The organism is Algirhabdus cladophorae (assembly GCF_044772865.1).
Lineage (GTDB): Bacteria > Pseudomonadota > Alphaproteobacteria > Rhodobacterales > Rhodobacteraceae > Algirhabdus > Algirhabdus cladophorae.
In genome coordinates, this window is sequence record NZ_CP173029.1 from 1972143 (window position 1) to 1993309 (window position 21167).

Annotated in this window: 12 protein-coding genes; 5 read left to right on the plus strand and 7 right to left on the minus strand. The window is 55.8% G+C overall.

The features are described from left to right. Positions 1-163 precede the first annotated feature (163 nt). From ACIRQ6_RS09620 to ACIRQ6_RS09635, 4 genes are all read left to right on the plus strand, one after another. Positions 164-1198: a TRAP transporter substrate-binding protein gene (locus tag ACIRQ6_RS09620; protein ID WP_420860369.1), complete on the plus strand. Its 1035-nt coding sequence runs from the start codon at positions 164-166 to the stop codon at positions 1196-1198. A gap of 82 nt (positions 1199-1280) precedes the next feature. Continuing rightward, on the plus strand, positions 1281-2069 hold the full coding sequence (locus tag ACIRQ6_RS09625) for a TRAP transporter small permease subunit (protein WP_420860370.1): 789 nt from the start codon (positions 1281-1283) through the stop codon (positions 2067-2069). Positions 2070-2072: 3 nt separating this feature from the next. Further along, positions 2073-3521 (plus strand): TRAP transporter large permease, encoded by a 1449-nt coding sequence (locus tag ACIRQ6_RS09630; RefSeq protein ID WP_420860371.1) that lies wholly within the window; start codon positions 2073-2075, stop codon positions 3519-3521. A gap of 147 nt (positions 3522-3668) precedes the next feature. Next, positions 3669-4547, plus strand: a complete 879-nt coding sequence (locus ACIRQ6_RS09635) for a DUF533 domain-containing protein (RefSeq protein ID WP_420860372.1) — start codon at positions 3669-3671, stop codon at positions 4545-4547. A 76-nt stretch (positions 4548-4623) separates the two neighbouring features. On the opposite strand, the gene ACIRQ6_RS09640 is transcribed toward ACIRQ6_RS09635, so the two are convergent. The 6 genes from ACIRQ6_RS09640 to ACIRQ6_RS09665 all read right to left on the minus strand — a co-directional run bounded on the left by ACIRQ6_RS09640 (position 4624) and on the right by ACIRQ6_RS09665 (position 10562). Beyond that, positions 4624-4782, minus strand: a complete 159-nt coding sequence (locus ACIRQ6_RS09640) for a hypothetical protein (protein ID WP_420860373.1) — start codon at positions 4780-4782, stop codon at positions 4624-4626. Positions 4783-5152: 370 nt separating this feature from the next. Next, positions 5153-6304, minus strand: coding sequence for a winged helix-turn-helix domain-containing protein (locus ACIRQ6_RS09645; RefSeq protein ID WP_420860374.1), 1152 nt, complete (start codon positions 6302-6304; stop codon positions 5153-5155). Positions 6305-6326: 22 nt separating this feature from the next. Beyond that, a complete protein-coding gene (gene uxuA / locus ACIRQ6_RS09650) occupies positions 6327-7496 on the minus strand; it encodes a mannonate dehydratase (RefSeq protein ID WP_420860375.1) in 1170 nt (389 codons plus the stop codon). Then, positions 7497-8543 (minus strand): Gfo/Idh/MocA family protein, encoded by a 1047-nt coding sequence (locus ACIRQ6_RS09655; RefSeq protein ID WP_420860376.1) that lies wholly within the window; start codon positions 8541-8543, stop codon positions 7497-7499. It abuts the gene before it with no gap. Continuing rightward, positions 8540-9547, minus strand: coding sequence for a Gfo/Idh/MocA family protein (locus ACIRQ6_RS09660; RefSeq protein WP_420860377.1), 1008 nt, complete (start codon positions 9545-9547; stop codon positions 8540-8542). The genes ACIRQ6_RS09655 and ACIRQ6_RS09660 overlap by 4 nt, the downstream gene beginning before the upstream one ends. Beyond that, entirely contained in the window at positions 9540-10562 is a 1023-nt protein-coding gene (locus ACIRQ6_RS09665; RefSeq protein ID WP_420860378.1) for a Gfo/Idh/MocA family protein, read from the minus strand. The genes ACIRQ6_RS09660 and ACIRQ6_RS09665 overlap by 8 nt, the downstream gene beginning before the upstream one ends. A 95-nt stretch (positions 10563-10657) precedes the next feature. Between ACIRQ6_RS09665 and uxaC the strand changes: the two genes are divergently transcribed. Beyond that, a complete protein-coding gene (gene uxaC, locus ACIRQ6_RS09670) occupies positions 10658-12004 on the plus strand; it encodes a glucuronate isomerase (RefSeq protein ID WP_420860379.1) in 1347 nt (448 codons plus the stop codon). Here uxaC and ACIRQ6_RS09675 read toward each other — a convergent pair. Then, entirely contained in the window at positions 12001-21117 is a 9117-nt protein-coding gene (locus ACIRQ6_RS09675) for a hypothetical protein (protein ID WP_420860380.1), read from the minus strand. The two genes, uxaC and ACIRQ6_RS09675, sit on opposite strands and share 4 nt — an antisense overlap. Positions 21118-21167: the final 50 nt, after the last annotated feature.

The window sequence follows — 21167 nt, forward strand, 5'->3', positions numbered from 1 at the left end:
CCAAAATCTTAACCCACGCTATCTTAGCGTCATCCCACCCCAAAAAGTCTACGCAGTACTACGTATTGCCTCGCAACTTTGGTAAGATTAATTTACCAAAATAGTGATTCTGTGGGGAGACAGAGGAGCAATTTCTTTGTGACCACTTAATTGGGAGGAAATAATGAAAACCAAAATAATCGCAGCCCTTGCGGCAGCCACCATGCTGACCGGCACGGCTCAGGCACAAACTCAACTGGAAATGACATCCTCATTCGGTAAGAACCTGCCAATCTTGGGCACTGCGGGCACCGACTTTGTTGAGAAAATCAACGGCATTTCCTCGGACGTAGAATTCGAGCACTTTGATCCAGGCAAGCTGGTTCCAACGCTCGAAGCTTTGGACGCTGTCTCGAACGGTTCCGTAGACGCCGCTTATGCGACATCCGGCTACTGGCAGGGCAAAATCAACTCGGCATCGTTGTTTGCCGCTGTTCCATTTGGCCCAGAAGCTGGCGAATTCCTGGGATGGATCCTTTATGACGACGGTGCTGCCTTGTGGCAGGAAATGTATGACGAGAACGGTTATAACGTTGTCGCCACACCTTGCGGCGTGATCGCCCCAGAAACATCCGGCTGGTTCAAAAACGAAATCACAGGTCCTGCGGATCTGGAAGGTTTGAACATGCGTTTCTTCGGCCTCGGCGCCAAAGTCATGCAGAAAATGGGTGTCTCTACATCCTTGCTGGGTGCCTCTGACATCTTCCCCGCCCTTGAGCGTGGTGCGATTGATGCGACAGAATTCTCGATGCCCCGGATCGATGCGCGCTTGGGCTTCCACAAAATCGCCAAGTACAATTACTTCCCTGGCTGGCACCAGCCATCGACGTTGTTTGAACTGCTGATCAACAAAGACGTCTATGAAGATCTGTCTGATGTTGCCAAAAAGCAGATCGAAGTAGCCTGCCTTGCCAACATCACAACCAACTTGGCTGAAGGCGAAGCAACAAACTTTGCGGCTATGGTCGACAACGCTGAAAACAACGGCGTGACCATCAAAACATGGTCGCCCGAGATGCTGGCCATGTTCGAAGAGAACTGGAACGAAGTCGCAGCAGAACTGGCCGAAGGCGACCCCTTCTTCCAGAAAGTCTGGAACGACTTGCAAGAATACCGTGAAGGTTATGCGAACTGGGCCAAGATCTACCTGCCCCGCTAAGCCACGGCTACTCTAACACAAGGCGGTCCGGAAACGGGCCGCCTTACCTTTACCCAAAACAATAATAATGAGGGACAGCGACATGTCAGGCTCTCCAATTGAAGCGGCTGAGGCCTCTATCTCCATCTCGGATCCCGGCGAAGTGAACCGTGATCAGCACCTTTGGGGCGACCGGCTGATGATCAACATCGGCAATATCACCGCATGGCTGTTTCCCTTGCTTATGGTGGCCATTGTCACCCAAGTGATCATCCGCAAGATGGGCTATAATCAGGCCTGGCTCGATGACGCCCAATGGTGGATGTATGGCTTTGCAATGCTGGTGGGCTTTGGCTATGCGATCACCACCGACAGCCATGTGCGCGTCGATATCCTGCACCAAAACTTTAGCCCTGAACGCAAAGCCCGGATCGAGGTCTTCGCCCTTGGCTGGCTGTTATTGCCGTTCCTTGGCATCATGACCGACTTTTTGTTCCACTACGCAGTGTCGTCTGTGGTGGCGCGCGAAGGCTCTGACAGCCCCAATGGCTTGCACATGCTCTATTTGCTCAAGGCCAGCCTGCCCTTGATGTTCTTTGTTGCGATTATTGCGGCATGGTCTGCCACCAAACGCAATCTGGGGATGCTCAAACCCGTGACCTTTGCGCGGATGATCATGGCCACCCTGCCCTTTGCGATCTTCGTGGCCGACCGCATCGTGTTTTATGCGCTTTACTGGTTTACGCGGATCAGCAACCCTGATCTGAACCCGCGCCGCATCAGCCGCGAACCCATCTTTGAATATGAAGTTTTGATTGCCGTGATCCTTTTGGCCCTCGTTGCCGCAATAAGCATCCTGCGCAACCGCAATTCCCCATCGAGCGAGGCCTAATCTATGCAAATTCTATCGCTCATGGGCGACGTGATGACCCTGAACCACTGGCTGGTTCTGGCGATGTTCATCACCTTTATCGTCATGCTCTTTCGCGGCATTCCCGTGGCTTTTGCCCTTGTGGGCGTGTCCTTGGTCTTTGTGATCTTGGCCGAATACATCCTTGATCCCAATCGCAAGCTGATCGGCGAATACATCGATTATCGCTCGACCAAGATCAATTATACCAAGCTTTCGGCAAACGCTGGTCGCTTCTTTGGCGGCATCATCAAGAACCCCGTCCTCGTTGCCCTGCCGATGTTCATCTTCATGGGCTTGATGCTGGATCAATCCGGTGTGGCCCAACGGCTTATGCGCTCGATGCAGGTCCTGTTTGGCGCATTGCGCGGTGGCCTTGCCCTGTCGGTCATGCTGATCGGTATTATCTTGGCAGCCTCCACTGGCGTGATCGGCGCGTCCGTTGTGCTGCTGGGTGTTATGGGCATCCCTGCAATGATGAACCAAGGCTACGCCAAGCCCATTGCCACGGGCACTATCGCCGCATCGGGCACCCTTGGCATCCTGATCCCGCCATCGATCATGCTTGTGATCATGTCCGACCAACTGGCGATCAGCCTAGGCGATCTGTTCATGGGCGCGCTTTTCCCCGGTCTGATCTTGGGGGGGCTTTATATCCTGTTCATCATCGGGTTTGGGATCCTTAGCCCCAAATCCATGCCATTGCCCGAAAACCGCGAGCCTGTGACGATGAAAGTTGTGGGCGATGTGGCCTTGGCGGTGGTGCCGCCTATGGCGCTGATCCTTTTGGTGCTCGGCTCGATCTTCTTTGGTCTGGCCACCCCAACCGAGGCCTCTGGTCTTGGCGCTATGGGGGCCACTTTGCTGGCACTCTTCTCGAACAACCTGACACTCAAAGTGTTCAAAGACGTGATGCGTCAGACGCTTAATACCTGCGGCTATATCGTGGGTATTTTCATCGCAGCCAACTTCTTTGCCTTGATCCTGCGCCGCTACAATGGCGACAGCATCATCACGGACATGGTGCTGGGCAGCTTTGACAACCCTTACATGGTGGTGGCGTTTATCCTGTTCATCATCTTCCTCTTGGGCTTCTTGCTGGACTGGATCGAGATCACGCTGATTATCATGCCGCTGATGCTGCCGGTTGTGCTGGGTCTCAACATCCCCGTGGACGGCTATGGCATCGTCGATGACCCCTCAGTGGTCTGGTTTGCGATCCTTGTGGCGGTGACCTTACAAACCAGTTTCCTTACGCCGCCTGTTGGATTTGCCCTGTTCTATCTCAAGGGTGTTTGCCCGCCCGAGATCTCGCTGGGCCATATCTACAAAGGCGTCATTCCCTTTGTCATCCTACAGCTAGCGGGCCTGTGCATCGTGTTCTTCTATCCCGAACTGGCCACATGGCTGCCGGCCAAGGCCTACGCAAACTAGGCCCCACCGCACCCAAAACCTGCAAAAAGCCCGCCCTGATATCACGGCGGGCTTTTCTGCTTATGGGGTATCCGCACCAGAATTCCCCTAGCCAAGACCCAAGGACCCGCTAAGCTGCGGGTATCTTTTTTGAAGGGGGATATGTTCATGAGTCTTATGGGAACATTGGCCAAAGTGGCCGTAGGTATAGCTGTGGCCAAAGGCGCCAGCGCAATGATGAAAGGCGCCCAAGGCGCGCAATCCGGTCAGGCCTCGGCGGGCGGCATGTTTGGCGGTGCACATTCGCCTCAGACAGCACAAACCGGCGGCGGCATCGAGGACATGCTCGGCGGGATGTTGGGCGGTGGCGGCGGTGCGGCTGGCGGTCTTGGGGGTCTACTTGAAGGGCTTCAAGGCGGCGGCTCGGGCGGTGCATCCGGTGGCTTGGACAGCCTTTTGGGCGGCCTCACTGGCGCTGGCAGCGCAGGCCAAGCCGGTGGTTTGGGCGGCCTTTTAGGCGGTTTAACCGGCAGCACGGGTGGAACATCCGGTGGCCTTGGTGGGCTGCTAGGCGGCCTTGCAGCAGCCGCCGGTGCAGGTGGTGCGGCAGGTGCAGCCTCTGGCGGCTTTGGTGGCATGCTCAACAGCGCCCTAGCCCGCGGCGGCGAGCCCGAAGTCCCCCCCTCGCCCGAACAGGAAATGGGCGCAGCCCTGATGCTGCGCGCAATGATCCAAGCGGCCAAATCTGACGGCCAGATCGATGATGCCGAACGCGCCAAGATCATGGATAAGCTGGGCGATATCAGTCCCGAAGAACGCGAGTTTGTGAATGCAGAATTGGCAGCCCCTGTGGATCCCGCAGCGCTTGCAGGCCAAACGCCCGCAGGCCTTGCGCCGCAAATCTACGCCATGTCCGTGCTGGCCATCGATCTGGACAACCAAAACGAGGCCCAATACCTGCACAGCCTGGCCAACGCCATGGGCCTCGATCAGGCCAGCGTGAACAGCATCCACGATCAGTTTGGCGTACCAAAGCTCTATTCCTAAACAAACGGATTAAAGCCCCCGCATCTTGCGGAGGGCTTTAGCCCATCTCGGGGCCGACCCTTTTATCAAAAGCCTCTTACCGCCGTCCACAAGTCACTTGGGTTATCTTGTTTTCTACGGCCCCCAAGAAATCCGCACGGGCATCGGTTCCCGCATAAGGCAATGTCCCGCCAGTATCGTCATAGACAACCATCATAATGTTTTTGGCCGTGTTCTCGTATTTGTTCAAAATCATGAAGGGCTCTCCGTTTCTAAGTGTGACATCTTTGGAGGGACCACCATTCACAATACTCTGGCCATTGATCGTAAAGCCATTTGGAACCCCTTGCCTTAAAGCACGGCGGACCAATGCGCTGACAGGTTTGCCAACAAAGCTTTGATAGGCGGACGCACCACATGTATCCCCCGCTAAAGACGGGTTTTGCGAAAGGCACCCGGACAAAACGACAAAAAACGCAAGTGCACCTAAGCGAGACTGAAACATTGAACCAACTACCTTACCCATAGGGATTTATTCACAAAACCGGATAACGTGCCAATCTTGGCACCCACGTCACAGATTAACAAAGCCATCGCTGTTAGTCATGATGCCTGACGAAAATAACTCAACTTTTTTGCGACGCGTCTAACCGACAACCGATAAACCGCGCGAGCCGGTCCAGTTCCGCATCCAGTTTTTTGGTCCGTGCCATCGTCCATTTCACACCTTTTTCCGGCCACAGGTTGACCAGTTTCAAAGTCTCCGCCTTGCGATCTGCGGCCACTTCGACCCGCCCAACCATCCGCGCGCCTTCCAACAAGGGGTAGACATAATAGCCGTATTTGCGTTTCGCTGCTGGCACGAAAATCTCGATCTTGTAGTCCATCCCAAACAGCCGTTTCAGGCGGTCGCGATCCCGTATGGCCGGATCAAACGGGTTCAAAATCCGCAACCGCGAGGTGGGATCGGGGGCCGCTGCAATCCGCGCCTCAATATCGGCTACAGCGAACGCCTCGCGCCACGACCCATCTGCGGCTTGAACCTCTACTGGCATCAAATCCGCCTGCCCCATCCAATCGCGCGCCTCTGCCAGCGTCATGGCTTCCCAAAACCCTTGCAACTCCTTGGCCGTGGCAAAGCCCAAGCGCTCCATCGCTTGGGTGCACAACCAATTGATCTGGCCCGCATCCGCCACCTCAGCCAAGCGTAATTCATCGGGAAAGACGCGTTCCGGCAGGTTATAGAATTTCTTGAAATTCTCGCGATAGCACGTGGCCAGATCGCCTTTGTACCACATGTAATCCAGCGCCATTTTGTGGGGAGGACGGGACCAGACTACCGATGGATCCGCGCGTTTTGTGTCCCACGCATGGGTCGACAGTGCCCCCTCTTGGGCAATCCGCGCACGCATGGCCGCGCGGAACGCGTCATCCGGCATCGATTTGAACCATTTGGCCACTTCGCGTTCTTTGCGCTGAAATTGCCGCCGCCAATAGGGCAAGGTTTCCATGGGAATGATCGAGGCATCATGCGTGTAGTGTTCAAACACGGCACGGTCTTTGGCCAACAGCGGATCGAACATCTTTTCGCGGTAATTCTGATTGCGCGACCACAGGATGTGATGATGCGCGCGTGACACCACTTGGATCGTATCGAGCTGCACAAAACCCAGATCGCGGATGATCCCCATCACGTCCAAAGGGCCTGTCGGGGCCTGCGCCAAGCCATGGTTTGCCAGCCATAATCGCCGTGCTTGGGCGTTGGTGATCTTTAACATTGAGCCGCTGCGTATGGCACCCTCATTTCGCCTCCAATGCAGCGATCACGCCGCGCAATTCTGCCAGCCCGCGCATCCGCCCCAGCAGCGGGTATCCGGGCAGGCTTTCGACGGTCAGGTCCTGCAAAATCGCCTGCCCATGATCCGGCCTGAAGGGCAATGTTTTTGGCCCGCCACGACGAGCCTCCTCAGCGACCAAAGCCCCTAGGGTCGCCACCATATCCGTGTCACCATCGAGATGGGCGTCCTCGAAAAAGCTTGTCTTTCCAGCGCCTTGAGGTAGGGTTCTTGATGTATTTCGCAAGTGCACAAAATGGATGCGCGGCCCCAATTGCGCGACAAAACTCGTAGGGTCAAAATCGGGCGAAACCCCAAGCGAACCCGTGCACATCGTCACCCCGTTTTGCGGCAGATCCACCGCCGCGCACATCTGCGCATAATCCATCTGCGACGACAGGATCCGCGGCAATCCAAGCAGGGAAAACGGCGGATCGTCAGGATGCGCGCACATATTGATCCCCACCTCCGCCGCGACCGGAACAACCTCTGCCAAAAAGTCCGTAAGGTGCTGTTTTAACTTGGTTTCATCGATGCCATCATAGGTCGCTAAAAGGCTGCGCACCTCCTCCAAAGACCAGCCATCATTGGCCCCTGGCAGGCCCATGGTGACTGTTTGTTGTAGCGTGGATTTTTCCCCATCCGACATCTGGGCAAAGCAGGTTTTGGCCGCCTCAATCGTTGCTGCATCAAAATCCTCAGCCGCCCCCGCACGACCCAGAATAAACAGATCAAACGCCGCCATACGCACCAGATCAAAGCGCATCGCATGGCCCCCGTGGGGCATCGGCGCTTTCAGCTCGGTCCGGGTCCAATCCAGCACGGGCATAAAGTTATAGCACACGGTTTTCAGGCCAGCGGCGGCCAAGTTTCGCAAGCTGGTTTTGTAAGCTTCGATATGCGCGGCCATGTCCGACCCTTGGGTCTTGATCGCCTCAGAAACGGGCAGGCTTTCGACTACAGACCACGGCAGCGGCGACAGGATTTCTTGACGCTTTTCAATGGCTTCCAGCGGCCAAACCTCACCGGGGGCATAGTCGTGCAAGGCAGTGACCACCCCTTGGACCCCACACTGGATCATGTCGGCCACGCTCACTGGATCATGGGGTCCAAACCATCGCCAAGTTTGCTGCATCTAAGCCTCCTTAGGTTGCCAGCCCTCGTACATCGGGCTGCTTTGGGGAATAGGCAGGTCCACCCATGCCCTTTGTCTGTCCGCCTGATAAAGCGCTGTGATCAATTCGATCGAGGCACGCCCATCCATAAGGCTTACGGCAGTGGTGCGATCGCCGTTGATGGCGGTGGCCACATCCCGCAAAAAACCCGCAAATCCAGTGGGTTGAACCGGCACGCTTGCCACCACTTGGTCGACGACCTGTTGACTGGCACCGCGGGCCGTAAAGGTCCAGTCGTCGGCCCCCAAAGCATAGGGTTGCGTCCCGCTTTCTGCGGTCAGGCCTTGGAACATAATCTTGAGCCGGCTCTCATCGTGCCCCGCCCCGAGGGTCACAGACGAGCTGACCAACGCCCCCAAATCCGTGACCCAATTGATCGCGGCTGTGTCCTCGGTTTCAATGGGGTTGGCCTTGGTATCCATGACAGCCGAGACACGGGCAACGGGCCCTAGCAATTGGCATAAAAGATCATGGATATGGATCGCGTGGCCGACGATCGAGCCACCTTGTTCACCGGCCCAAGTGCCACGCCACGGCACCGCGTAATAGTCCGCCTCGCGCCGCCAATGGGTCTGGGCGTTTGCGGCAATCGCCTGCCCTGTAAGGCCCTTTTCGATCAGGGCGCGCATCTTGGCAAGGCCCGTTCCGTAGCGATATTGGAACACAGGGAACACTTGTTTTCCCGTTGCCTTTGCCACAGTAATCAATCCGTCTACCTCGACCAGAGAGCATCCCAATGGCTTTTCACAAATCACATGACATCCAGCCTCTAGTGCCTTGATTGCAAACGGAACATGCAAATGTGGTGGCAAGCAGATATCGACCACATCCACACCCATTTTGACCGCCTCGGCCATATCTGTCACAACCGGAATGTCCCCTGCCATGGCCTTGGCCCGCGCCACGTCCAAGTCACAAATCGCGACAACTTCAAACTCGGTGCCTGCGCGGTATCCTGCCAAATGCTCGGCCCCGATCCCTGCCCCGATGATTGCAACGCGGATCATGTGGCTTCGGCCAAGGCTTGGGCCTGAAGGGCCAGGTCCATCACTTTGAACGCGTGGGTCTGTGGCATGGCTGTCTCGGTTCGGTCCCTGACGTCTGCCGCCAAAGCTGCGAAATAGGGCAGGCCTGCGCCGCTGGCATCAATCCGTTCGCAACGGCTACCATTGACCAAAAACACGTGATCGCCACCCGCAGCACCGCCAATATCCACATATTTGCGCAATTCAATCGTGCCTTCTGTTCCTAACAAAGTCAGCCGCCCATCGCCCCAAGTTGGCAGCGCGTCGGGTGTGTACCAATCCACACGGATATAGCCATGGCCTTGCGGTGATTGCAGCACGATCTGACCAAAATCTTGCAGGCCGGTATCGCTGGGGTTGGCAAAATTTCCAACAGAGGCCAGCGTCACTTGGGCGTCTGTCGAGCCGGTGAAATACAGGAACTGATCGATTTGATGCGACGCGATATCTACCAAAATACCGCCATACCGCTCGCGCTGGAAAAACCAGTCGGGTCGTGTAGGGCGGTTAAGGCGGTGCGGCCCCAGACCAACTGTTTGTACGACTTTTCCAATGGCGCCTGCTGCGACGAGTTCCGCGGCTTTTGTCACTGCAGGCACTTCAAATCGTTCAGAAAAATCAATGGACCAAATACGACCTGTGGCGGCTTGGGCGTCCTTGATTGCGTCAAGTTGTTCCATCGTTGTGCAGCCGGGCTTGTCCGACATCACATCGCAACCAGCCTGCATGGCGGCCACGGCCCATGCGGCACGGTCTACAGGAATGCCAGCCAAGATGACCAAATCCACGCCAGAATTCAGCACATCCGTCCCGTCCGGAACGCGCGCGGCGTCGGGAAAGCGTTTGAGGAAACCATCCAGCGTCTCTGGGGTGCCAATCGTACTCCAGCAGGTCAATTCGGCCCCAACATCCAGCATGTTCTGGATCTGGGTGTAGCAATGGCGGTGATCAATCCCGATCACACCTATTTTCAGCCTGTCAGCCATGGGGCATCTCCTGTTTTTGTCCGGTCTTGGCTGCCAGGATGATTGTATCGATCAATTGATGCACTGACAGAGCATCGCCGCCCGAAATCGGCGGTTCCTGCCCTGCTGCCACGGCACGGGCAAAGCCTGCGATCACATCGCGGTGCCATTCCGGGCCAAAGGCCATGGGATCTGCCCCACCCCCGGTATCCGCTGCCCCTGCCAGATGTTCCACCTCACCAGACCGCCAATAGAGCTTGAGATCGGCGGCATCCAAAACAGCACTGCCTTGGGTACCGTGCAAGGTGATGCCCTCGGCCCCGCCGGGAAAGCTGGCAGTGCTGGCCACAACAGACCCCATAGCGCCATTGGCAAAGCGCAGTCCTGCGCTGACGAAATCCTCAGCTTCCATCTGGTGCAGCGGGGTTGTGGTGGCCATGGCCGTCACCTGTGCAACAGGACCTGCCAGATGCAGCATCAGATCCAATGTATGAATGGCTTGGGTGATCAACACGCCACCGCCGTCGCGGGCGTAGGTGCCACGCCCTGCAACATCGTAATACCCTTGATCCCGCCACCACGGCACGCGCACGTCTACTGCTGCAATCTGGCCCAGCGCACCACGCTCCAACAGGGCCTTAAGATGGCGCGCAGCAGGCCGCATCCGGTGTTGAAGAACCACGCCCAAGGGCAAGTTTTTTTTAGCAAAAATATCTACGATCTGTGCCGCAGCGGATGCATTCCGCTCGATGGGTTTTTCCAACAGCACAGGCTTGCCTGCTTCGGCCAATGCCCGTGCTATATCCAGCCGCGCGTCCGGTGGCGTCAATACAATGCAAAAACCGACGGACGGATCCAGCGCCACTTTGTCCAAGTCTGCGTAGCACCGCAGGTCCCCATGATCAGCTGCAAACGTCCGGGCTTTTTGCGGATCGCGGGCCCATATCCCACCCAAAGTGACAGCACCCTGAGTGGCTGCAATGGCTTGGGCATGCATATCTGCCACCATGCCTGCTCCGATTAAAACTGCTTTCATAGGTCTCCGCCTTGCCTGAAACAAAACTTTAGCGAGGGTCTGGCATTGTGCAAGCACTTCACCGATGATCGCGCCAAACACCAGTGAGGCCGCCCATGACCAATCCCGCAGACACGCTTTATGACGATATTCGAGACTTACCAATTGTGTCGCCCCACGGGCATTGCGACCCTGCGTGGTTTGCCAGTGATGCAAAATGGACCACGCCCACGGATTTGATCCTGACACCTGATCATTACCTTTACCGGATGCTTTATTCCCAAGGGGTCAGCATGCAAGAAATGGGCATTGGTGTGCCTGCAGACCAAAAGGATCCGCGTCAAATCTGGCGGTTGTTTGCCGCGAAGTACCATCTGTTTCTGGGCACTCCGAGCCACACATGGCTTCGGTATATGTTTAACAATACCTTTGCGATTGATCAGCCTTTGACCCCTGCCAGTGCCGATGCGATCTATGATCAGATCGCAGCCTCGCTTGCCAGTGACGCCTTTCGCCCACGGGCGGTTTTTGAGCGGTTCAACATCGCAGCGCTTGCCACCACTGATGCCGCCACTGATCCGCTGGTGCACCACCACGCTATTGCCGCAAGTGGTTGGACAGGAAGGGTTATTCCGACCTTTCGACCCGATGCCGTGCTGGATCCTATGGACGACCGTTTTGCCAGTTCGATCAGCGATTTGGCCCAGATCACCAATTGCGACACAGCCACCTTTGAGGGGTATTTGCAAGCATTGATGGCCCAGCGCGCAGCCTTTGCTGCCCTTGGGGCCACTGCCACCGACCACGCAGCAGAAGTGCTGTACACCTGTTGGTTGGACGATCCTGCAACCTATTACGCCAAGGCATTGGACGGCACCATAACCCGGGCCGAAGCTGCGCAATTTCAGGGTCATATGCTGGTGCAAATGGCGCGGTTTAGCTGCGACGACGGGTTGGTGATGCAACTGCATGTTGGCAGTAAGCGCAACACCAACAAGGCCCTTTTTGAAAGCTTGGGTCGCGATGTGGGCGCTGATATTCCTGTGGCCACCGACTGGGTGCACGGGTTGCAATGTTTGCTGGACCACTGCGGAAACCATCCCAATTTCACTTTGATCCTGTTCACGCTGGATGAAGCGACTTATGCGCGCGAGCTGGCCCCTATGGCCGGGCATTGGCCCTGTTTGCGCATCGGTCCGCCATGGTGGTTTCACGATAGTGCAGCAGGCATTGCGCGCTATTTTGATCAAGTGGTGGAAACAGCAGGCTATTGGAACCTTGCGGGGTTTAACGACGACACGCGTGCCTTTATGTCGATCCCTGCGCGCCACGATGTTTGGCGGCGCGGGGTGGCCCAGCATTTGGGCGCGCAGGTGCAGGCAAAGGTCTTTGACCTGAGTGATGCCCGCAGCCTAGCGCCCTTATTGGCAACCCAGATCGCAGCACAAACCTACCGTCTTTAGAACGGCAGGTTGATGCTGTCGGCCTCGATCTGTGCGGCAGTGGCATTGAGCACTGTCAGCGTGTTGCCATTGCCCCAATCCAGCGTCACATCGGCCCCGTTCTGTGTGGCAGTGCCAAAGTAATTGCCCAAGCCGACCAATGCGCCATTGAGGTCAAACTTGTCGACGCCCACTTCGTAGTCGAGCACGGTGTCAGCACCATAGTTGCCAGAATAGACAAACACATCAATGTCAGCGCCACCCTTGAGGGTATCGTCGCCGGTACCACCATCCAAACGGTCATTGCCTTTGCCACCGCTGAGACTGTCATCGCCAGCCTCGCCCAACAAAAGATCCAAACCGTTATCGCCAAAGAGATCGTCGGCCCCACCGCCGCCCAGCAACAGGTCATTGTCGTTGCCGCCTCGCAGCGTGTCGGTGCCACCACCGCCTTGCAACTCATCATTGCCGCCATCACCGCGAATGACATCAGCGCCGTTTTCGCCTTTCAGCATATCCTCGCCGCCACCACCGTAGATCGTGTCAGCGCCTTTGCCGCCAAGGACAAAATCATCGTCGTCGCCTGCATCAATGGTGTCGATACCGTCACCGCCCGAGATTTGGTCTGACCCGGCCTGACCGTTGAGGATGTCATCGCCATCGCCCCCAGACAGGCTATCGTTACCACCGCCACCAAAGGCCGTGTCATTGCCTGCACCGGTGGTAATCCAGTCGTCGCCGCCACGGCCAAGGATCGTATCCATGCCGTCGCCACCTTCGAACACCTCGGCCAGCTCTGTGCCTTCGAACCGATCATCAAAGGCTGACCCGATCAGGCGTTCGATGCTGATCAATGTGTCGCCCTCTGCGTCACCACCGGTGCCCACGCCCGTATCAAGGTTCACATCAACCCCGGCCAATGATGTCGCATAGGACGCTGTATCGCTGCTGGCACCGCCATCCAGTTCATCAGCCCCTTCGCCACCGATCAGCATGTCAGAGCTGTCGCCACCTTCCAGACGGTCATCGCCTTTGCCGCCATCCAGCGTGTCGTTCCCTGCATCGCCTTTGAGCACGTCATTGGAGAAGCCACCAAAGAGCATGTCATTGCCGCTGCCGCCAAAGAGCTTGTCTTCGCCACTGCCGCCACGGGCTTCGTCGTCGCCATCACCGCCTTCAAGGCGATCAGCGCCGTTGCCACCGATCAGGATGTCATCACCGTTTTCACCTTTGAGGGTGTCGTCGTCTTTGCCACCATCCAGAGTATCATTCCCAGCGCCGCCTTTGAGGATGTCGTCGCCATCCTCACCATTGAGTGTATCATCGCCGTCAGTTTCCAGCGTCCCACCGGTCAGACGGTCATCCCCGTCGCCACCATTGATCACATCAGCGCCATCGCCGCCATCAACCGTGTCTTTGCCGCCACCTGCATTGATTGTGTCATCGCCAAAGAAGCCTGAAATGATGTTGGCCTCGTCATCCCCGGTTAGCGCATCATCAAAGATCGATCCGATCAGGTTCTCCATGGTCTTAAGTGCCACGAGGCCACTTAGGGTACCGCTGGTATCTGTGCCGCCATTGCTGAGCACGTTGAACCCGCTGGCAGTAAGATCAGCCTGAACAGCCGCACCAAATCCGGAGAAATTAGCGGTATCAAGGCCATCGCCCCCATACCATTCATCTTTACCGCCAGTGTAGCTGAACACATCCTTGCCGCCCCGACCGTAAAGCTTGTCGTCGCCCAAACCGCCGTTGAGGGCGTTTTCATCGCTGTTACCGAACAACCGGTCGCCAAAGTCGGACCCGATAAGGTTTTCAACGCTATTATCAACGATAGCCCCCAAAACGATGCTGCTGACTTGGTTGTTATAGCTTGAACCCGTGCGCTGGGTCGATTGCAGGCCGTTTTCCACGCCAAGCTCGGCGTTCACACCGTAGGCATAGCGGCTAAAGTCCAGTGTATCGCGGCCAAAGCCACCGTCGTAGGTGACAAAGCCATCTGTGTAGACCACCAGATCATCGCCATCTTCTGCGTCGATCATATCCGAGCCGCCGAGCCCCTCAAAGATGTTGTTGCCGGCATCGCCAATCAGCGTGTCATCAAAGACTGTCCCGATCAGGCCTTCGACGTTGATAATCGTGTCATCCCCGTCCCCGTCTTTGAGGTTGAGGGTAACACCTGTGCCGAATGTCCGCGCCTCGAGGTAATCAGTCCCCTCGCCGCCATCAATTGTGTCAGCACCGGAACCCGGACGCATGATGATCCGGTCGTTGCCTGCACCACCACTGATCACATCGTCGCCATCACGCCCGTCAAGAGTGTCATCGCCCGCAGCGCCATTGATCACGTTGGCTTCGGTGTTGCCGGTCAGGAAGTCATCATAGGCAGAGCCAGTGATATCCTCAAAGTTCAGCAGGCTGGTGATCTCGCGGAAGGTGCCGGTGACCACATTGTCCTCATCCATTGTCCGCGCAAGGAAGTTGAGCAGATTGACCTCAACCGCTGCGTCAAACAGGGAATAGTTGATATGATCGTTGCCGCTGCCGCCTTCGTAGGCGTCTAGGCCGCCAATATAGGAAATCATGGCATCGGCTGCCCCAACGATCACACGGTCATTGCCTTGGCCCATGATGAAGTGCTCAAAGTTGTAGACGTCGCTGTAAAACACGTCCCCTGTGTCGGCGATATTTTGGTCCACACGCAGAGTGATGTTGTCCGTCACATCCGCAAAGCTCAGAGTGTCGATATCCGTTGTGATGCCGTCGTCTGAGTAGGTTTCGCCGCCGCCAAAGTAGCTGTTATAATAGCCCTCGAACTCGGCAATAATCGTATCATTACCGTCACCACCCAGAACAATGTCATTGCCACGTCCACCGGACAACAGGTCGTCGCCAAAGCCGCCATCAATGCGGTCGTCGCCATTTTCGCCCATCAACACGTCGTTGCCAGCCATGCCGCCGATGCCGTCGGCCCCACGTCCGCCCATCACCACGGAATCCACGTTCAGGGTTTGGATGTTGTCGTTTTTGTCCGTGCCGATGATCCGCTCGATGCCGACCAGATAATCCGTGTCGTTGTGGCTATCAGAACCAGTGAGATATTCCTCACCAAAGAGGTTCACGTCACTGCCAAGCACCAGATCGATGCCTTTGGTACCACCGTCTTGGGAATAGTCTGCGGTATCAAAACCGGCCTCGCCAATCAGCGTGTCTTTGCCGCCTTTGCCCACGAAGGTGTCATTGCCAAGACTGCCGTTAAGAACATTCTTGTCATCCGAGCCGATCAAAAGATCGTCAACCAGCGAGCCACGGATGTTTTCGATATCTTGCAATTGGACGATCTTGACCAAATTGCCAGCGTCGTTGACACGGCGCACGATCTCGTCCCCTGACAAGTCAACTTGGATCGCTTGGGTCAGGGCGCCAAAATCACCCCAGTCGTTGCCCGAACCACCAAACCATTTGTCAAAGCCGCCTTCGTAGAACAACAGGTCATCCCCAGCCCCACCATAGCTTTTGTCACTGCCCATGCCGTCGTTGAGCAGATCGCTTTGGGTGCCACCGCGCAAAATGTCCTTGCCAGCGCCGCCAAAGAGGCTGTCACTGCGGACACCGCCTTCCAGCACGTCTTTGCCATCGTCCCCATAAAGGGTGTCATTGCCTTCGCCACCACGGATGGTGTCGTCGCCATCGTCGCCCGTGAGGATGTCATCACCGTCAAAGCCAGACACAGTATCGTCACCGCCCCCGCCGTTGATGGTGTTATCACGCGAGGATCCAGCAAGGCTGTCATCCATATTGGACCCAGCAATATGTTCGATCGAGACCAGAACATCGCCCTCGGCAGTACCGCCCGAGGCTGTCTGGTTGAACAGGGCGATACGCACGCCTTCGTCAGAGTTGACGTAAGACACGCCATCTTCGCCTGTGCCGCCGTTGATCAAATCTGCACCACGGCTGGACAGGACAAAGTCATCGCCCTTGCCCATTATCATCAGATCGGTGAGGTGTGATGCATAGGCCAAGGTGTCGTTTTCGGCTGTGCCATTGATTTCGTTGAACACTTCGCCTGTGACGTTGATCTCGGCCTCTAGGTAGGTCAGGTCCAGTTTCTGGCTGCCAGTGCTATCGGTAAAGGTAAAGTTGCGCCCGTTTACCGCGTCGTTGAAATAGCCAACTACACGTATATCACCCTGCAATGTGCCCGGGAACGCGGATGGGGCGTTGATCAGCAGATCCAGCCCATCCAGCGTGAACACAAGTTCGCTGATCAGACCGCCAACAAAGACCAAATTGGTGTCTTCACCAGTTTCGTCAAAGATCACATTCTGACCAAAGACGTCTTCAAACACATAGGTGTCTGCACCCGAGCCACCCATCAAGAAGTCTTGGCTGGCATCGGCCCACAGCACGTCCGAGCCGCCGCCGCCAATCAACGTGCCTTGTGTGCCACTGCTGATCAGAATGTCGTTCAACGCGCCACCAATTAAATTCGCCTCGTCCAAGTTGCCGAATTCGAGACTGTTGTCGCCGTACCGCAAGATGCGCGACCCTTGCAGTTGCGAGGCGGCGTAGCTGTTGTCGAAGGCAACCGAAATCTCCTCGAAATCCGAATAGGTCAGCACTGTTGTGGCTGCATTCCAGAAGGTTGTGGTCAGCGCGCCGCCATTGGCTTGATCATAGTAGCGCAGCCCCAATTCAAGGGCCCCGCGATCCTCGGTGGCAAGGCTGAACACGTCGTAGCCCCCGCCAAAGGAGTAAACGAAATCATTGCCCCCTTGGTGCACGAAGGTGTCGTTGCCCTCGCCCATCGAGAAATAATCGTCGCCCAAACCACCTTCAAAGTAGTCGTTGCCCGCATTGCCCGACACAAAGTCATCAAAGTCGCCGCCAATGACCGTATCGTTGCCGTCAGATAGGCGCAGGTGGAACCGTTCAAAGCCCGCAGTTTTGATCCCGTTGCCGCTGTCGGTAATGGCCCCATCGCCGGTGTCGACCTCAAAGAGCAGATCGCCATAGTCGATCCGGCCTTGAAAACCCAGCGAGGCATCGAAAGTGAAATCACCGACAAAGAGGTCGGCATCGTTTGTGTGTTCGCCGCCGTAGTAGGCGACACCGGTTTGATAAAAGATGATGTCATTGACACCATCTGCCCCGGCCATATCGACGGAATAGAAATCGCGGTAATCAATTTGATAGGTGCCCGCGTCATAGACAAAGCTGTTGACCGATTGGTCGTTGGTCGTGTCGCCACCTGGCGCTTGTGGCGCGTTGTAAAAGAAATTTAGCGCATCCGACAGCGCATCGGTCGAGCTGGCAGCCGATAGAACTTCGCCCAGCAACCCGTTGTTATCGTTTACAATACTAAAGGTGGATCCAGCGTCCCCCAAGGCCCCACCGATCATTAAGTGATCGCGTTCGCCATAGTCGCCAAAGTTGGGACCACCGCGTGCAATGGTGTTGCCTTCGGCGCCCCACATGATCAAGTCGCGACCCAATCCGCCAACCAAAACATCATTGCCAGCAGTGGCCATAATCTGGTCGTCACCGTCTCCGCCATCGAGGTAGTCGTCGAATTTGCCACCCTTGAGGATGTCGTTGCCAGAGCCTGTCTTAAGGATCAGACGATCCAGCCCTTCGACGTAGATCTGGTTGGCAATGAAATAGCCGTCTGATCCGTCCAGCGCCTCTTCGTCTTTGATCTGGACGTCCATAGGCGCGCCAAGATGGCTCAGGTCGGCCACAAATGTATCAAGGTCGTCAGAGCGTTCGCCGCCCACATAGCGACTGCCGCCTTGATAGATCATCAAGTCATTATAGGCGTCCGACAGATCAAGGTTCACAACCTCGATATCGTGGAAGCCCATATAGCCATTGCCCATGGACATATTGGTGTAAAGATCGCTGTTGATTGTGCTGGGGGCTGCAATTTCCATGAATTCCAGCAAGTGGGTAATCGTATCCGAAGCAAGCGCATCATCCCAGCCTTCGGTAGCCGCTGAAATGGTGTCATAGGTCGCCGTCGAGATGCTATCGCCACTAAGGGTATAGCCCGTGGCAAAACGATACGTCAGGCCGCTGGTCTCGGACCCATCTGCAACCACATCCAGCACGTCGCGATAGGCAGGCGACACACCAAAGGCAGTTTCAAAGGCCGTTTCGGTAATGCCTAGTTCCGCTGACACAAAGCCCTCGATCACGTCAGCGCCATCCGCACCCCAAAGGAAACGGTCGTTGCCAACACCACCGATCAAGTGGTCCGCGACCTGATCATTGCCGCCATAAAGGATGTCGTTGCCACCATTCCCTTCCAGCCTGTCTTCCAGCTGACCACCGGTGAATTCGTCCGACTTCGTTGTGCCGCGTACAAAGAGCCGCTCGAACCCGTCGATGACGGTCTCGCCGTAAAAACCATCGATTTGGGTATCATCTAGGCGGATCGTCACACCGCCACGATCGCCATAGATGTCTTCCTCTTCCGAGAAGTTCGCCACAAAGTAATCACTGCCAGCGCCAGCGGTATATTCAGACCCGCCCATATAGATCACAAGGTCATCACCGGCGCCCAGACCACTACTGGCAGAAACGCTGATCCGTTCCATATCAAACGTTGTGTTGATTTCGGATTCAGTCGCACCGTTGAGCAAACTAATGTGGCGTTGGAAATTGATGTTCGAGCCTTCGAACGCTTCGTTTTCAGTAAAGCCCGTGGTCTGGGAATAGAAGCGTGCGTTGTAATAGGCCGTCAAGAACGTGTTGAGATCCGCGTAACTGGCTGTAACCCCAAGGCCTGCTGCCGCAAATTGGTCTGAATACTGGCCCTCGATATTCGTCAAGACTTCCGAGATGTTATAGGTCAGACCGCCATTGCCCAGTTGCAAGAACAGATGATCGTCCCCCTTGCCGCCATAAATGGTGTCATCGTTAGCGCGGGTGACATTTGAACGGAATCCGGCAAAGATCGCGTCGTCGCCGCCGCCAAGCGATACGATATCGCTGTAGTTATCCGTGCGCAGATCAACAAAATCGTCGCCATCGCCTGTCAGCACGACATCTTCATAGATGTAGGTCTTGATGTAGTCATTACCGGCCCCTGTACGCAGGGCGATCTCTTCGATGTTTTTGATCACCACCTCGTCTGCAGTGCCTTCAAACAGCGTGATGCCACCGATGGTGTTACTATTGCCGTCACTTTCGGCTGCAACTGATGCGCTGAGGTCCCATTTGACATCTACATCGCCCAAGGCTGCTTGGAAATTGGCCACCAGTTTGTCGATGCCCGCGCCCCCGTCCAAGAACCGCGTGTCATTGCCAAATAGAACAAGGATATCCGCGCCAGAGCCGCCATAGACATCTACCGAGGTGTCAAAGGTCACCTCTTGGCCACCATTTGCGTAGGTAATCGATGTGGCCGTATCCAAATCGAACAGCATAAAGAATGCTTTTTCGGTAGAGCCTGCAAAGTTGCCAAACGGTGTCGAGCTGCCCAAACCTGCAAACAAAGAAGCGCTTTCGCCGCTGACATCCACCACGCCCAGGCTGTTATTATTGGTGCCCAGCAAGACATTTTGCGTCAGCTGGGGTGTCCATGTGAACAAGATATTCGTCTGCCCGCGGAAATCGAAACTGGAGCTTACATCCCCCACCAAAGGCCGTTCGATATACCCGAGACCCGCATAGTTGGGGTTGTTTTGCGCCGCCTCCAAGTTCTCGAAATAGAGCTGGAAATTCTCATAAACTTGCGCCGCGGCATTGGGACTGTTGGGGTTCCAGTTGGCAGGTGCAAGGTCCTCTTCCACGTAGAACACTTCGTAGACGTCGCTTTCAGTGTTAAACTCACTGGCATCAATCTCGAACGTGTCCTCATAAATGTTGCCCAGATCAATTGTCAGACCGCCATCGGGGAATTCAATCTCGAGCAAAGGACCAAAGCTGAATTGCAGCGCCGACGGCACCCATGAGCCCCCCAACGCGCCTTGCAACGCATCCACTGTGATCGAGGCATTAAGCCCCACACCCATCCCATGAAAAAAGCTGCCGCGATTGATCTCATACTCAGCCGTAAAGCTGGCGGTGCCAAATCCGCTGGTAGGCGCACTGAGCACCAAGTCCTGCCCCAAGAGGCCAGAGGCGCTGAGGAAATCATCGGTCACATCGTCTGGCGTTCCATTGTCGGATGTGATTGTGACAGTGATATCCAGATCATCGCTGTTGGTCTGGGTGATATCCAGCGAGGCATCTTCGGTGACAACCAATCCAGCCCCTGCCCCAATATCCAGCAAGGTAAAATCAAAGAAGAATTTACCCTCGCCAATAAACGAGACATAGTCGCTGATATCAAAGGTATGTTCGGCAAACACCGTTTCACCCAGCACCTTGGCCACAGCGGCAATGGGCGGCGGCATCTTCGACAAAAGCTTGATCAACAAGGCGTCGACGTCGGCATTCAGTTCCAAAAACCGCACATCAGACGCACCACTGCCTTTGATCAAACCTTCGGTGCCTTTTGCCTCGATGTTGGCGCCAGTGGGCAAGCGCGCGGTCAGGCTGACTTCATCGCTTAGATCGAGAGTGAATTCCGGGTCCTCAAGATTGACACCGATAATTTCGATCCGTTCATCTAGGTTGATCAGGCTAAAGCTGGTCGGACCTTCGGTGCCGAACCAATGCTCGAAAATGATGTCACGCATGCCGGCTTTGATCTCGATTATCAGATCCAAGCCTGCGCCGATTTTTTCGTTGCCCGAAATGCGTGAATTGCCAAAGCCCAAGGTGGTCAGCGTACTGGCCACAACGCGCGGATCCGAAAAGTTGAACGTGATATTATCGCCTGCGAACACTGCGGCGGGGTAATCCACAGTGACGTCGATGTCATAGCTGGCGGACCAATCGCCACCAGTGCCCAGATCCGCATAGGCCAGCAGACCAAAGCGCACATCCAAATAGGCCTCTGCCTCTAGGCCAAAGCCCAACACCTCGACGCTGAAATCCTTGGTGATCTCGTTGGGGTCCCAGATCATGAAGTTGCCTGAATCGATGCGCAATTCCTCTGCACGACCCGGCCGCCACAAGGATTGCTGTTCAATCTCAAACGTCAACGATGTGTTCTTTGTGACCATAAAATCGTCCCCCATTTGGCGCCGTGCAGAGTTTTTTCTGGACGCTTTTACCGAAGGTAAACACG